Annotated in this window: 13 protein-coding genes and 1 other RNA gene; 8 read left to right on the top strand and 6 right to left on the bottom strand. The window is 43.6% G+C overall.

Annotation, left to right across the window (positions count from 1 at the left end):
• Positions 1-8: 8 nt before the first annotated feature.
• The 4 genes from ACYVAA_RS03055 to ACYVAA_RS03040 form a co-directional block, all read right to left on the bottom strand.
• On the bottom strand, positions 9-578 hold the full coding sequence (locus ACYVAA_RS03055) for an anthranilate synthase component II (RefSeq protein ID WP_460538577.1): 570 nt from the start codon (positions 576-578) through the stop codon (positions 9-11).
• A gap of 78 nt (positions 579-656) precedes the next feature.
• Complete coding sequence (locus ACYVAA_RS03050) at positions 657-1,031, bottom strand: four helix bundle protein (RefSeq protein ID WP_460538576.1); 375 nt, start codon at positions 1,029-1,031, stop codon at positions 657-659.
• A 46-nt stretch (positions 1,032-1,077) separates the two neighbouring features.
• Positions 1,078-2,490: an anthranilate synthase component I family protein gene (locus tag ACYVAA_RS03045; protein WP_460538575.1), complete on the bottom strand. Its 1,413-nt coding sequence runs from the start codon at positions 2,488-2,490 to the stop codon at positions 1,078-1,080.
• Positions 2,491-2,911: 421 nt separating this feature from the next.
• Positions 2,912-4,681, bottom strand: coding sequence for an SLC13 family permease (locus ACYVAA_RS03040; protein ID WP_460538574.1), 1,770 nt, complete (start codon positions 4,679-4,681; stop codon positions 2,912-2,914).
• 188 nt (positions 4,682-4,869) lie between these two features.
• On the opposite strand from ACYVAA_RS03040, the gene ACYVAA_RS03035 reads away from it, so the two are divergent.
• The gene (locus ACYVAA_RS03035; RefSeq protein WP_460538573.1) at positions 4,870-5,100 is read left to right on the top strand and encodes a hypothetical protein; all 231 of its coding nucleotides are present in this window, start codon (positions 4,870-4,872) and stop codon (positions 5,098-5,100) included.
• Between the two features lie 11 nt (positions 5,101-5,111).
• On the opposite strand, the gene ACYVAA_RS03030 is transcribed toward ACYVAA_RS03035, so the two are convergent.
• Positions 5,112-5,396 carry a hypothetical protein gene (locus ACYVAA_RS03030; RefSeq protein ID WP_460538572.1) on the bottom strand — a complete coding sequence of 95 codons (285 nt, stop codon included), beginning with the start codon at positions 5,394-5,396 and terminating at the stop codon, positions 5,112-5,114.
• A gap of 141 nt (positions 5,397-5,537) precedes the next feature.
• Here ACYVAA_RS03030 and ffs point away from each other — a divergent pair.
• From ffs to ACYVAA_RS03010, 4 genes are all read left to right on the top strand, one after another.
• Positions 5,538-5,628, top strand: an RNA gene (ffs, locus tag ACYVAA_RS03025) — signal recognition particle sRNA small type.
• A gap of 110 nt (positions 5,629-5,738) precedes the next feature.
• Positions 5,739-6,398 carry a transaldolase family protein gene (fsa, locus tag ACYVAA_RS03020; protein WP_460538571.1) on the top strand — a complete coding sequence of 220 codons (660 nt, stop codon included), beginning with the start codon at positions 5,739-5,741 and terminating at the stop codon, positions 6,396-6,398.
• Positions 6,399-6,893: 495 nt separating this feature from the next.
• The gene (locus ACYVAA_RS03015; protein ID WP_460538570.1) at positions 6,894-7,097 is read left to right on the top strand and encodes a fructose-6-phosphate aldolase; all 204 of its coding nucleotides are present in this window, start codon (positions 6,894-6,896) and stop codon (positions 7,095-7,097) included.
• A gap of 5 nt (positions 7,098-7,102) precedes the next feature.
• Positions 7,103-7,801 carry a cell division ATP-binding protein FtsE gene (locus tag ACYVAA_RS03010; RefSeq protein ID WP_460538569.1) on the top strand — a complete coding sequence of 233 codons (699 nt, stop codon included), beginning with the start codon at positions 7,103-7,105 and terminating at the stop codon, positions 7,799-7,801.
• Positions 7,802-7,897: 96 nt separating this feature from the next.
• Here ACYVAA_RS03010 and ACYVAA_RS03005 read toward each other — a convergent pair whose 3' ends face one another.
• Positions 7,898-8,794, bottom strand: coding sequence for a flavin reductase family protein (locus ACYVAA_RS03005; RefSeq protein WP_460538568.1), 897 nt, complete (start codon positions 8,792-8,794; stop codon positions 7,898-7,900).
• A 148-nt stretch (positions 8,795-8,942) separates the two neighbouring features.
• Here ACYVAA_RS03005 and ACYVAA_RS03000 point away from each other — a divergent pair, with 148 nt between their 5' ends.
• The 3 genes from ACYVAA_RS03000 (at position 8,943) to ACYVAA_RS02990 (ending at position 15,782) form a co-directional block, all read left to right on the top strand.
• Entirely contained in the window at positions 8,943-10,832 is a 1,890-nt protein-coding gene (locus ACYVAA_RS03000; protein ID WP_460538567.1) for a 7TM diverse intracellular signaling domain-containing protein, read from the top strand.
• Between the two features lie 289 nt (positions 10,833-11,121).
• Entirely contained in the window at positions 11,122-14,223 is a 3,102-nt protein-coding gene (locus ACYVAA_RS02995) for a SusC/RagA family TonB-linked outer membrane protein (protein ID WP_460538566.1), read from the top strand.
• A 20-nt stretch (positions 14,224-14,243) separates the two neighbouring features.
• Entirely contained in the window at positions 14,244-15,782 is a 1,539-nt protein-coding gene (locus ACYVAA_RS02990; protein ID WP_460538565.1) for a RagB/SusD family nutrient uptake outer membrane protein, read from the top strand.
• The last annotated feature ends 5 nt before the right edge of the window (positions 15,783-15,787 follow it).

The raw sequence follows: 15,787 nt of genomic DNA, 5'->3' as shown, positions 1-15,787 counted from the left end.
CTAAAAGATCATCCCTTAATCCAATTGAGAACAATCTGCTTACCATGTTCGGTAAGGATGCTCTCCGGGTGAAACTGTACCCCACGAACTTGATGCTGTTTGTGCCTCACCGCCATGATCTGTCCATCCGGGGTTTTGGCGGTGATTTCCAGTTCATCCGACAGCGTGGTTTCATCAATTACCCAACTGTGGTACCTTCCGATCTTGAACCTCTCGGGAACACCTTCAAAAAGCAGGTCTTCCTTTTGCACTTTTACCTCTGAGGCTACTCCATGCACCACCTCGGTCAGGTTGTTCAAACCACTGCCAAAGGCTTCTCCAATGGCCTGATGGCCCAGACAAACCCCTAGAATATCCTTCTCTGCGGCGTATCTTTTGATCAACTCTGGCATTATCCCCGCATCGGCCGGAACGCCTGGTCCCGGGGAAAGCAGTATTTTATCATACGCAGCCACATCTTCCACAGAAATTTTATCATTCCTGAAAATGTCCATCTGCTTCCCATACCCCAGCTCCCTGATGATATACACCAGGTTATAAGTAAAAGAATCGTAATTATCGAGTACTAGTATTTTCATCTTTATCACAAGGATATTTGAAGGTTAAATGTTAGAAAGTTTAAAGGTTTCTTTCCAACATAACTCTTCTGTTTAACTTCATTTTTTTTCGTAATTATCCAAGTAGTTTATAAAAGCCTTTATTCTACTGGACAGTATAATCAACTCGTTTTTAAGGCTTTCATACTCTTCTGTTGAAATTCTTTCTGCTTTCTCTAACAGGGCCAATTGGCTTCGAACTTCGCCTGCTGATCCTTTGGCGTAGTAAAGGAATTTCCTAAAAGTCCTGTTACTATTGTATTCAAATCCTTCAGCTATGTTATTGGATATTGAAATGGCTGCAGCAATCAACTGGTCCCTTGATCTATAATCTTTGGCCAACGGAGCTTTATCAGCTAAGGCATATATTCTAACCCCTAACTGAATGGACTCCTGCCAAATCTTCAAATCCTCAAACCGTTCGACTTTTGCCATAAACCTTCCAACATTACAACATTTCAACTTTATTTTCTTCTTTCCTTTAAACCTCTTCGGCGGTTTTAAGGGCTACCCGGAGGGCTTCGAGTTTATTGGCTACTTCCTGGAGCTCGCTTTCTATGGATGATTTGGCGACCACCCCTGCCCCGGCCTGGAACCTCAACTGGTTGTTTTCTGAAACAAAAGACCGGATCAAGATGGCATGGTTGAAATCCCCATTAAAGCCCAGGAAGCCGATGGCTCCCCCGTAAAACTTCCGGCTGGTCTGCTCCAGTTCATCGATCAGCTCCATCGCCCTGTATTTTGGCGCCCCGGACAGGGTTCCTGCAGGAAAAGTATCCGCCACCAACTGAAGGGGATTGGCATCTTCGGGCAGTATTCCGGTGACTTTAGACACCAAGTGGATGACATGGGAATAATACTGAATCTCCTTAAAAACCTCTACATCAACCTTTTCAGAAGACCTGCTCAAATCGTTCCGTGCCAAATCTACCAGCATAACGTGCTCGGAATTTTCCTTTGGATCATCGTACAGTTTTGTAGCCAGTTCAGCATCTGCCTGATCATTTCCTGTACGCTTGAAGGTTCCGGCGATCGGATAGATCGTGGCCTTTCTTCCTTTGACCACAATTTGCGCTTCCGGCGAACTTCCGAACACCTTATAGGAACCGTAATCAAAATAAAACAGGTAAGGGGAAGGGTTGACCGAGCGCAAAGCCCTGTACACATTAAATTCATCCCCTTTGAAGCCGGTAGTAAAGGATCTTGAAAGTACGATTTGAAAAACATCCCCTTTGAAGCAATGTTCCCTTCCTCTACGGAGAATGTCCAAAAACTCATTATCTGTGTAGTTGGAAGTCTCTTCTCCATCCAGTTTGAACGAGTAGGAAGGTATGTTTTTGTTGTTCAGCAGGGTTTCTATTTTAGCGATGCTTCCTTCTCCCTCTCCATTGATATGGTGATCAAAAATGTGCAGTTCATTTTTAAAATGGTCCACTACTATGACATTCTTGTATACCGCATAATAGGACTGCGGAATATCGGACGCTTCCGTGTTGTGGAGCTTGATATCTTCAAAGCTTCCTACCGTATCATATTGCATGTAGCCAAAAAGCCCATTGGAAATGAACTTAAAGTTGGATTCTCCGTCTTCAAACTTGCTGGAAAAGCCTCTAAGTTTATCTACCAACTTTTCGCCGGCCTTCAACTTGTAACTCAATTTTTGGTCTGATGGCAGGGTTTCAATGACCTCATCGCCATTGAATGAAAAAGTAGCCATAGGATTAAAACAGATGTAGGAATAGCTGTTTTCCTGTCCATGATAATCAGAACTTTCCAAAAGGATGGGGTTTTTGAACTTATCCCTGACCTGAAGATAGATACTCACCGGGGTGATGGTATCGGCCAGTAGCTTCTTATACCGTGTCTTGATCTTAAAATGTTGTTTTGTGTCCATGGTTATTACAGAAAATAAAATAAAAAAGGCTTACCGGGAATCCAGCAAGCCTTATTATGTATGGTTATATTACTCAGATTTAGGCAATAGCTAGCTGTCCTTCCCAATTAAGAAGTTGAGTTTGCCACCACCAATATTGAGTATTTACTTTTTTCATAATTTGATTTAGCGCAAAGTTATAAAGCCATTTTATTTTACAAAAAAATTAATTGCAAAAAATTATACTTTTTATACTCTTATTTCTTGACATTCCATTACAGCAAAACAAAACACTTCTCATTATCAGCTCACTACACGAGCATCCTTTCAAACAGTAGGGACCATCTGATAAATCCCCAACACAGTTTCCCTAAAGTTTCATTTGCTTTCTGTACAAACGGTGTTGCTATGGAGTGACCATAAAAACGACAATCCCCACCCATTATCCTTTTAATGGCCAGAAAAGAGGAACCATAAAAAAGATCACCGCCAACAGCAATAAGGTAAGTGGACCGCCTACTTTTATGAAATCAGAAAACTTATACTTTCCGGCATTGAAAATGAGCAGGCAACTGGGTTCAAAAGGCGTCACGATGGATACTGATGCGGAGAGCATAATGGCTATGCCAAATGTCAAGGGGTTTACTTCCAGCATTAAGGCACTCTGAAGGGCCACAGGAAGCACCACCAAAGCTGCTGCTGCGTTGCTCATCGGCTGGGTAAGCAAGACGGTGATGACCATAAAACCTAGCATGATACCTTTTTCTCCAAATGGTTTAAACACCGATATGATCTGCTCGGAGATAAACACATCCGCTCCTGAGTTTTCCATCGCAGTCCCAAAGGCCGTCATCCCTCCTATCAGCACCAATAGTTTCCAGTCGATCGCTCGATAAACATCCTCGGGGTTGATCGTCCGGAAAAGTGCCGCAGTCACCGCAGCGCTCAAAAATGCGATATCAGAGGGAATGACTTCAAGTGTGGTCAACAAAATCGCCGAAGCAAACAAGGCGATGGTAATGATCCCCTTCCTTATCCGGTTATGGTTGATCTTGTGAGCCTCCAACAAAACCAGGTTGTGTTGATCAGAAATATTGGCAAACCCCTTGGCCGTTCCCTGCACCAAAAGCAGATCACCCGCCTGAAGCCGTAGTGAACCAATGGTTTGAAACAAAAGATTCCCAGCCCTGTGTGCCGCCACTACCATCAGGCCATACCGTTTGGCAAACTCGGCCTTCTTTACGGTCTTTCCCACCAAATTGGAAATCGCCGGAATCAACACCTCCATCAAATGCATTTCATCATTTTGCTCATTTTTATAATAGGAGTTCAGGGTATCGGCCATAATCGAAATGCCTGCTTTTTCTTTAACAGCAAGCAGGTCCTTCACATTTCCGTAGACCAGGAGAAGGTCATTTTCCCGGAACTCGGAAGTATCGTCAGGATAAAACTTGACCTTATCCCGAATAATACTCAGTATGCGAAAGCCAGAATTGGAAAGTCCTGATTCAAAAACTTTTTGACCGATAAGATTTGACCCCTTCAAAATTTTCACCTCGCTCATATAATCGCGCACCTTATATTCCTCCAAAAGCTTACTTACTTTCCTGTCAGGAATGAGGAACCGTCCCACGGTAAACATATAAATGACGAAAACCCCGACCATGGTCAGTCCAATGGGGGCTATCGAAAATATGCCGAGTTGCCCGAATCCTTCCTTAAAGAGATAGCCCCTGACGGCGATGTTTGTGGAAGTACCGATAATGGTCCAGCAGCCTCCCACAATACTGGCAAAGGCCATAGGCATCAACAACTTGGAAGGAGAAATATTAAACCTACGGGCAATCCCCAGCAGGGGTGGCACCATTAAAGCCGTAAGCGTCGTATTATTCATCAGCCCCGAAACCAGGGCCGTGAGTGGGGTCATCCAAAGTATGATTCCGACTACCTCCGCCGTCTTTGTTTTGCTGACATATTCGGTCAAAAAATCCATGATACCGGAAATTTCTATGGCGGCGGTAATGACAAAAATAGAGGCGAGCATAATGATAAAATCGCTACTAAATGCCGAAAAAGCCTCTCTTGGATTGAGCACTCCAAAAAGGACCAAAATGATCAGCACCAACAAAGTAACAATATCTATGGAAAGCTTTTCAGTGGCGAAAAGCACCACTGCTATCACAAGCAATCCTATTACAAGGGCTATCTCCATATACTCCAGGAAACAAGTAAAGAATAAAACTCAACGTTAAACTATGGCAAACCTACTCTTGAAAACCAATGATCCCCGCTTACAGCTCTCCTCTTTCCGCCCTTATTCCAGGCCCTCAATTAAAGCTAAATAAAAATAAAATTTAGTATGTAATGCTTTATCTTTGACCCATCATTCAATAATGGAACATGGCCAAAATCATTGCAAAATATTTCAAAAGGACCTTTGATGATTACCAAGTACTCGTACAGGTCAATCCCGATGATTATTCAGGAATAGAGCTGATCATCCATCCCTCCGGAAAAATAGAAAAGACCATCATGGAATTCGATGAGGAAATCTATGATGATCTTGAAGTCGATGAATTCGAACCTTGTAGCCCTTTGGAGTTTAACCTCTATCTAAAAGGTGTCCGATAGCCAAGGAAGGCTTATTGTTCCTTCTTCTGGCCATTGTGGTGCCAGTAAGCAGGGAGCTCTTTTTCTTCCAGCTTGACCATCTTCCCGTTTTCAAAAGTGGCAAGGATATAAAAACGCTCATCCCTTACCACGCGATAGGTCCTTTGCCCTTCATCCAGTTTACTGATGACGGCATCCTTGTGTATTTTCAGGAAATCGGATTCTTCCATTCCCACCTCATAGTCTGGCCGGTTATTAAGAATTGCACAGCCGCCTAGGGCCAAGCTTAAGCAAACAATCATGAGTAGTCTTTTCATTTTTCATTAACTCTGGTTCTATTCATTGAAAACTCAATAATGCTGCCATTTTTTTCTATTTGATACAGAAGGCCTTAATAAAAGCCCAAAGATATTTTCAGGGTAGGTTTTGCAAAGGGAAGTTTTTGATGTACCTTTGTACTCAAGCGGCACGACCAGCTCCTGCCAAATCCCCCAGGTCCGGAAGGAAGCAAGGGTAGGCGGTTGTAGCGGTGCGATGCCGCTTCTTTTTTGTCTTTACTTTTAATTGTAAAAAATACATTTATTATTTTTGGCTAAGTTTCAAAATAAACACCTAACTTTACAGCCCATATTCATACAAAACCAAAAACCGTTTTACAAATGAAATTCTTTATTGACACAGCCAATCTGGATGAGATCAAAGAAGCCTATGACCTGGGCGTATTGGATGGTGTGACGACCAACCCTTCCCTAATGGCTAAAGAAGGCATCACAGGAGACGATAATGTAAGGGCCCACTATAAAGCCATCTGTGATATCGTAGATGATAAAGTAAGTGCCGAAGTAATTTCCACCGACTTTGAAAGCATGATCAAAGAAGGTAAGGAACTTGCCAAAATAGATGACAAGATCGTAGTGAAAGTCCCTATGATCAAAGATGGCGTAAAAGCGATCAAATATTTCAGCAACGAAGGGATCAGAACCAACTGCACATTGGTATTCTCTGCTGGCCAGGCGATCCTTGCTGCCAAAGCCGGTGCTACCTACCTTTCTCCTTTCATTGGAAGATTAGATGACATCTCTTTTGACGGATTGGATCTGATCGAGCAGATTGTACACATCTATCAAAACTACGGTTACGATACCCAGGTATTGGCAGCCTCTGTTAGACACACCATGCACTTGGTGAAATGTGCTGAAATAGGTGCTGACGTGGTAACCTGCCCATTGAAAGTGATTACCGGTCTGTTGAAACATCCGCTTACCGACTCTGGACTTGCCCAGTTCCTTGCGGACCACGCCAAAGCAGCCGCTAAATAATAAGTTTAAAAATCTTTTATTTTTCCACCAACCACGCGCCAGGTTGTTCTTAACAGGGTGAGGGTTGGTGGTTTTTTGTTTGCGGAGATTCATGGCAAAGCTTGGAGGTAGGTCATCATTCAACCAATGCTCTTCGGGATCGATACTGTTCGGGACTGCTATTGTGGACTGCTGTTCGGGATTTGTAATCCCGAACCCTACTAACCATCCGTTCCAGCTCTCTTCCCTCTTTAAGCTTTTACGCTGTTCGGGATTTGCAATCCCGCACTACCAATCTATTTATTGCTCTTCTGGATTTGTAATGCTGATCGGCTACGCTGTTCGGGATTTGCAATCCCGAACTACCAATCCATATCGATGCTGCCGGGATTTGCCATCCCGAACCCCAATGAACCATCTCCTCCCCCATTTAATTCTTTCTTTAATCAACAGAATATTTTTATCTCATGGCGTTATACTATAACTTTCGCCTTCTTTCACACATCCATTAAGCTTATGTATATCATAAAGGTCAAAGGCAAAGCTAAAATCCCGGATTATATCCAGATCAGAGACGAACACTTTGTTCTTGTTGCCTATTTCAGGGCAGATAGGCCCTTGAAAAACCTCGAAAAGTTTGGTTTGGAAGGCAAAGAAAAAGAAATGGAAAGCTTGATCAAGGAGCTGCCCTTTGGTAAATTACAAAAGCTTGAACTGTAAAATCTATGGTATTTTCTAACGACCCCGTAGTCCGCCTTCATAATGCCTGTATCTTCCAGGGCATTACCGCCATCCTTCAAGATGTTTCTTTTGATATCGAAAAAGACGAGTTTGTCTTTTTAATTGGCCGTACAGGAAGTGGAAAAAGCTCCCTGTTGAAAACACTTTATGCGGACCTTCCTTTAAAAATGGGAGAGGGCAGTATAGTAGGATATAACCTGACCAAACTAAAAACCAAAGAAATCCCTTATCTCCGCCGGAAGTTGGGCATAGTATTTCAGGATTTCCAGCTTTTTACAGACCGCACGGTGGCCGAGAACCTCTACTTTGTCATGAGGGCAACCGGCTGGAAAGACAGGTCAAAGATGAAAAGCCGCATGGTGGAAGTCCTGATGAGGGTAGGCCTTGGCGGTGCCGCCACCAAAATGCCCCATCAGCTTTCCGGAGGTGAGCAACAAAGGGTGGTTATTGCCCGTGCATTGCTCAATGAACCTTCCATCCTACTCGCGGATGAGCCTACTGGAAACCTGGACCCGGAAGTGGCAGATGGAATCTTTAAGCTCTTTCAGGATATCAATAAGCAGGGAACTGCTGTTTTAATGGCCACCCATAACCATGAATTGCTGAAAAAATATCCCTATAGAATCCTTAAATGCGAAACGGGAAGGCTATTGGATTCCAAAACATCGGATGTATTCGGATAAAAACTAAATTTTGCCGGCCTTTAACATGTCCATGGCAAATGTCTGTACTTAGCTAAACATAGCACAAACGCAAGTTAAATTCCCAACTTTAACGCTCTAATAATATTGCAGCAAAGCTAGCCAAGCTTCTTCTACTTTCCCTTCCTTCAAAAGTTCATGGGCATATTGGTGAAGATGAAAAACATGGCTTTCGGGGTCATTTTGAAACCTCACCCTGATCTCCTCCATTTCAGCAGTTTCCCCATAAAGGTTTACCGATGCTTCGGATGGGAATGCTTCCACATTCCCCAATCTTCCCAAATCATTTCCAGTCAAAACCACACTGTTTCTTATCCTTTCGGGGATTTGATCCACTCCTATCCCCTTGTTCTGAACCGGCTTATCGATCTGAAATAACGCTTCTCCATTAGCCCTACAATACCAGCTTCCCCCCATCCTGGCCACGGCATCCAATTTACGGGGATCGATCCTTCCGAGGCTGTCCAAGACACCTTCTTCAATATGCGCCAACAGTATTTCACATAACACCAAATTAGCCGCTCCGCCTTCCTCTCCTACTGAAATTACCTCCCTTACCTTGCATTCAAATGCCACCGGGGCGTCCTTCACCCTCGGAGGAGCAACCAACTTGGAGGGCACCTCGGTCAGACCCGATTTCACAAACTCATTCACCCCCTTGTCATATTCTGTACTCGCCAAAGACATCTGTTGAACCATGGCATAATTCACGATGTTTACCACCACCTCCGGCACTTCCCTCACGTTTTCCAAACTGTGCTTGGTGGTATTGTCCCGCACTCGTCTGGCAGGTGAAAAAATCAAAACCGGGGGGTTGGAGCCAAAAGCATTGAAGAAACTGAATGGACTTAGATTAACGTTTCCCGAGCCATCTATGCTACTCACAAAAGCAATCGGCCGTGGAGCTATCGCGCCTAGCATATACGCATGAAACTCTGCCACAGTAATATCTCGGGGATTTATCGTTTTTATCATAAGGATAAATTTTAGTTCACTTTCATCTTATCCGCTGCTTCAAGCAAGAAATTGAATAAATTGATAACTTTATCGAGAGAATTTACAACTATAATTGATTAATTTAAGTATAGTTACCCTATAAAATAACCTATCCCTAGTTAAAGTAATGGCTAAGAATTTAAAGCTAACACTATTTATCCTACTGTTTTTTGGCATCAGTTCCCTGTCTCTTGGCCAACGTATCTCTGGGAGCTTTACCTTAAAAATCGACGATAACCTAGACGAGCGTATTTTCTCTATTGGTCAATTGGAATTTTTTGAAGACAGCACCAACCAACTTACATTCCAGGACATTATCAAGCCAAAATTCCAGGAGAATTTTAAAATCAGGCCAGCCTTCAATAAAAATAAATTTGACATCGACCACACCTATTGGGTAAAACTATCCATTGACAAAACGCCCGAAAGCACCAAAAAATGGCTGATGGAATTTTATGACCAAACCATGGATGTGGTGGAAGTTTACGCTCCGGAAGAAAACGGCAAATACAGAAAAACCCTTCTGGGTGATGCCATCCCATTTGGTTCCAGAAAGTTCAAGCATAAGAATTTTGAACTGATTATTAAAAATCTTGAAGAGGGGATCGACAACTATTATGTAAAAATCCAATCGAGACAAAAAGCGGACATCCGAATCGCCATCCGCTCGGTGAACCGCTTCATTTATTATGCCCTGAATGAGTACTTTGTTTATGGCATCTTTTATGGAATGATTGCCATCATAGGCCTTTACAACCTATTGGTTTATGCCGCGGTAAGGGAGACCAAATACCTCTATTATACTTTTTACCTGATAAGTGTGGGCATTTATGCCATGTGTGTGGACGGTATCGCCTTCCAGTACCTATGGCCGAATTATCCGGACTGGAACCAGATTGCTAATGGTATTTTCAGTTACATGATTGTGGTTTGGGCCATTCTGTTTTCAATCAAGTTTCTGAACACCAAATACCGTTCTCCAGGCATCCATTATACACTGATAGGCATTTTATGCATCAAGTCAGTCCTGTTCCTTATCGGCTTATTGTACGACCACAAATTTTTCGAAATCAGGTATTATGACATTATTCCTTTCTTCTTCATCTTCTTTGCGAGTATTTACATTTGGTCAAGGGGCTATAAAGTGGCCCGTTTCTTTGTATTTGCCTATGGAGTACTATTTGTCGGAGTGGTAGTAAAAGTGCTGGTCAATGCCGCCGTCATCCCCCATATGACCCTGATCTATTACAGCCTGCACATCGCATTCCTGCTGGAAATGCTGTTGTTGACTTTTGCCTTGGGGGACAGGATCAGAATCCTGAAAAACAACCGGGACAGGGCAATGAAAAGAACCATCAAGCAGATAGAAATCAACTATGCCTTAAAAGAAAAGGTCAACCGTGAACTCGAAATGAAAGTGCAGGAAAGGACCCAGGAGCTGGCACAAAAGAACAGTCTGTTGGAAGATTATAACCAGCAGCTAATGGAAAAAGATGAGGAAATCAAGCGCATCAATTCCCTATTGGACAAAGATAACTGGAAACTGAAAAGCAGCATCAAGGCCTCTTTTCAGGCCCGGCTTACCAACCAGTTATTGTCTTATGAGGAGTTTCAACGCATTTTCCCTGATCAATCCGCATGTCTACGGCATTTGGAAGAGTTTAAATGGGGCAAGGGGTTTACCTGTAGGCAATGTGGGAATACGAAAAGCTCCAAAGGCCCTAAACTTTTTACCCGTAGGTGTACCCGCTGTGGACATATCGATTCCGTTACTGCGGGCACCATCTTTCATGGCGTCAAGTTCCCCTTGGAAAAGGCATTTTACATCGCCTATGACCTTATTGCCAATACAGAAAAGCAAACATTGGATCAGCTCTCCGAATTGCTGGACCTTCGCAAAAATACCGTGTGGAACTTTCGAAAGAAGACCAAGCAAAATATAGAAGCCCATGACTTGGAAAACCCACATTGGTACGACATCCTGATGATGGAAGAGGAAAAAGAAAAATCCAAATAAAACCCTTTGCCCCTCTCCTAAGCACAGGAATCAACAAGATTCCTCCACAATAGTATTTTGGTGTGATACTAAAGCGAAAAAACCCTCTTTAAAGCCTTTAAAGAAACATTTTCATGATATTGAACCGTTAATTCCCACCCCTATTTTCACTCTAAAAAACCTACTAAAAAGCTAAGATTATAAGATTTTTTTCGTTTGATTTTTTTCTTTCATCTACATTTCCAGAGTCAAACGGGGCAAATTGCAAACGTTTGAATTTTATCAATCTCAAACCCAAAACCAAATACGTATGATTAACCCTTTACGCCCAAGTAAGGAATCATGGAAACCCAAAATCCAATATTTTGGAAAACTTTCCTTAGCGGTGATGTTTCTTTTTTTAAGCATCATCAACATCGCCACTGCGCAGGAAACCAATGTCTCCGGACAGGTCCTTGATTCCGGAGGAGAGCCTATTCCAGGCGTCAATATTCTGGAACAGAACACCAATAACGGTACGGTAACTGATTTGGATGGAAATTTCCAATTGACCGTCAATTCCCCCAATGCTACGCTTATTTTTTCCTTTATCGGATTTGAAACACAGGAAGTCCCCTTGACCGGAAGAACAATGCTCAACATCACCTTAAATGAGGATGTCAGCGCTTTGGATGAGGTTGTGGTAATCGGTTATGGTACCCAAAGACAGAAAGACCTGACCTCGGCTATTACTACCTTAAAAACCGAAGATATTGTCAAAACGCCCTCCCCAAATGCCATGCAGTCCCTACAGGGTAGAGTGGCTGGTGTGCAGATCGTAAGTAGTGGTGCACCGGGAGCCTCTCCAACAGTTCGGGTGAGGGGCGTTGGATCCTTTGAAGGAAATGCAGCACCTCTATACGTTGTGGACGGAATGTTTTTTGACAATATCGATTTCCTCAACTCCAATGATATTGCGAGTATTTCGGTTTTGAAAGATGCTTCTGCATCGGCAATCTACGGGGTAAGGGCCTCTAACGGTGTGGTGCTGATCGAAACCAAATCAGGTGATTACGAGCAAGCTCCTGAAATCGTCTACAATGGCTACTATGGGATTCAAAACCCTCAAAATGTCATCAAAATGGCCAATAGCCAGCAGTTTGTTCAGTACATTAATGAAACGGGTTCTACAGCAGACATTGCTTTTGTCAATAATGCCATGCAGCGTTACGGAAGAAGCCGGGTCGACCCCAATATCCCCAATGTCAGCACAGACTGGTACGGAGAGATCATGAGCCCTTCTTCCATTCAGAACCATAGCCTTACCTTCAACGGTGGCAGTACCAAAACAAAATACTCCATTGGTGGAAGCTACTTTGCCCAGGACGGTTTGCTAAACGATACCAGAAATGATTACAAAAGGGTAAATATCAGAGCCAAACTAGATACCGACATCAAAGAGTGGATTACAGTAGGTGGTAATTTTAATTTCAGTGTGGCCAGACAATATGTGGGAGAAAACGGAGCCTGGTTCAGGTCTTATTTTGCCGTACCAATCATCCCGGTATTTGATGAACAAAACACCGCAGCCACTCCCAACCAGCTTTCCAATGCCCAGCAAATCGGTTATCGGGGAAGCCAAAACCCCTTCTACCCGCTTTATTATAATGACAACAGGAATAATATTGCCAAAATAACCGGTAATTTTCATGCCAACATTGATTTGATCCCTAACAAGCTGTCCTTCAGAACGGCTTATAATTACAAATTTGATTACATCGGTCAGCGCAACGTAAACTTTGCCTATAATGACGGAGTAACCGAATTCCAGTCCTCCCTAAGGAGACAAAGCGGAGCAGGATTTGATCAGATCGTGGACAATTACTTCACTTACAGCAACAACTGGGGAAAACATTTTCTTACAGCCACTGCAGGCCAATCCTACAGAAGTGAATATAGTGAAGTGCTTTTTGCCAGTGGAGAAGGTCTGAATCCAGATCCATTGAGGGGAAATGAACAGTACTGGTACCTATCCAATGCACAGAACTTTAATCTGGATAATATTGGCGACACCAACGGAAGCACGATCAATTCAAGACTGTATTACCTCTCGTTTTTTGGACGGGTTTCTTACAACTTTGATGAGCGCTATTTATTATACGGTACTTTCCGAAGGGATGGCAATAACAAATTTCAAAAGACCTGGGGTAACTTCTCTACCATCGGTGCTGGATGGGTGATCTCCGAAGAGGATTTCTTCGATGTCAGTGGCATCAGTTTCCTGAAGTTGAGAGCCTCCTGGGGACAGTTAGGGAATGATGGCATTACTCCATCCGTAGGGGTTCCTACGCTGGAAGAAACCAATACAGCCATCAATGACGTTCGGTTTATCGGCCGGCATTTGAACCCTACTTTCGACCTGATCGATCAATGGGAAACCACTGAAGAGATGAACTTTGGTATCAACGCCAATTTCCTAAGAGACCGTCTGACCTTGGAAGCGGACTACTTTATCCGGGACACCAAAAATCTAGCGGTGGGCATCATCCCTCCGGTATTAAGGTCCAATGAAAGAAGAAGTGTCGGAGAGATCAGAAACCAAGGCCTTGAAGTGGCGATCAACTGGTCCAACTCCATAAGCGAAGACTTCAGCTATTACATTGGCGGTAATTTTGCCACACTTAAAAATTCCGTGCGGAGTCTTGGTGGAGCAGATGCTTTGGGCGCCGGATCTGCTGAATTTAGACAAACCTCCAGAATCGGTGACCCTTATCAGGCATTTTTTGGTTATGAAGTTATAGGAGTGTTCCAAAATGAGGGACAGATAGACAACAGTGGATATACGGACGAATTCATTGCTGAAAACAATTTGGTTCCTGGAGACCTTATCTTCAAAGACCAAAATGGAGACCAAGTAATTAACAGCGAGGACAGGGTCATTTTAGGCTCCTTCCTTCCAAAGTTAACCTATGGTGGTAATATAGGATTTAAGTACAAAGACCTGGAGTTCTCCGCTTTGATTCAAGGACAATCCGGTCACAAAATCCTAAACAGGAAACGGGGTGAGGTCATCTTCACCAATGACACGAATATCGATGCCGAATTGGCCACCAATCTATGGAGGGGCGAGGGCACCTCAAACAGGTATCCTTCAGCTGCAGGACTTAGAAAAGGTTGGAACCAAAACTTCAGCAACTACTTCGTGGAAGATGGTTCCTATTTCAGGGTCCAAAACGTGCAACTTGCTTATTCCTTATTAAACAAAGACCTGTTTGGACTGGCCATGCCTGCTACACGTCTGACATTGACTGCGGAACGTCCGCTGACCATCTTCAATTATAATGGGTTCAACCCTGAGGTTCCGGACGGTATAGACCGTCAGGTTTACCCTATCCCAGCTATCTACACGGTTGGATTGAATGTTAAATTTTAATTGAAAACCTGAAAATAACCATGAGAATTACAAAATATAAAATATATGCTTTGGCGATGTTGATGGGGCTGAGCTCTATCATGTCCTGTTCCGGGCTTTTGGACGAGCCATTGGAAAACGAATTGATCGCTGAAAAGACAGATTATACCCAGTCTGAAAACATGATCCTGCTTCTTTATGGAGCTTATGCGGACTTCAACGCCATCCAGTGGGAAACTTTCCCAATAATCGGTGTCAGAGGAGATGATGTCAACGCTGCAGGTGACCAAGAACCCCTGATCAGAACGGATCTGTTCCAGTATGATCCCAACTTCTGGATGTACAACTCCACCTGGTTAAATCTCTATACAGATATCTTGTACTGGCATGGAGCAATGGAAGAAATTCAAAAGTACCAGGAAGCAGGGGCCAGTGCTGCCAATGCCAGCCAGTATATAGCAGAGATAAAAGTGTTGCGGTCTTTTGAACTGCTTCAGCTGGCCAGACTTTGGGGAAGGATATTGATACCGCAAAGCTCCCAGCCCAGCGACCTTTTTGATATCGAGCTGGCGTCTTTTGAGGAAGTGATGCAACACATCTCTGACCAAATGGATGAGGCCATCCCTAACCTCCCCAGTGTGCACCCTAACCAACGGACTGATCTTCCCGGAGGGGCTACGCGTTATACAGCTTTGGCGGTGAAAGCCATGGCCAACCTGGAATTAAAGAATTTTCAGGCCGTAGCCGATGCCACCAGTGAAATCATCAGCAGTGGACAGTTTGACCTGGAAGAGGATTATTACCAATTGTTTAAAATCCCAGGAAAATTGAACAATGAAAACCTTTTGGAATTCCAGTATTCTGATTATGGCACTTCCACAGGAACTGTCAACAGGTATTTGTGGAACTTCTTTGGTCCTTCAAGCTGGACTCCTGCAGTAAGTGGTGCAGGTGGCGGCTGGGGATTCTGGGAGCCTACTGTAAAATACGTTAAGTTCATGCTGGACAGAGGAGAAAGGGAGAGGCTGGAAACCACTGTATTGTTCACCCCTAACGGAATGGCCGAAATCCAATCGGATCCGAACTATGCCACACTTCCAAGTTGGGTCAGCAATGTAAGCCAAGATGGAGATAGATTTAACAACCATCCTAGATACAATTTCTTGAGCGGCAAGTTCTACCTGCCTTCGGTGCAGTTAACGGAAGGGCGCTTCACTTATGGTGAAAACAAAAACTTTACCTGTATCCGCTATTCAGAAGTATTGCTGATGCATGCAGAAGCTTTGGTAAACGGGGCTAATGGTGCTGCCCTATCAGCAGATCAGGCTGTCAATGAAGTAAGGGTACGGTCTGGCCTTGGCCCTATCAGTGGTGTTACCCTGGACGAGGTTTTGGATGAAAAGTATGCTGAATTTGCCACAGAATGGGGTATTCGCTTCTATGACTTGGTGCGCTATGACAGAACCAGCGAGCTCGACTATGCTGGCAGGGAATACAATAATGAGGACAGGTTTTTACCTTATCCTCTAGGCCAACAGTCCATCCTTCCGCAGCTAAAAGAGGCAGCTGAGCAGCAATAATATCA

This window comes from Echinicola sediminis (assembly GCF_054777495.1).
Note: the sequence above shows the minus strand (reverse complement) of the source record. Positions and strands in the feature narration are given on the sequence as shown.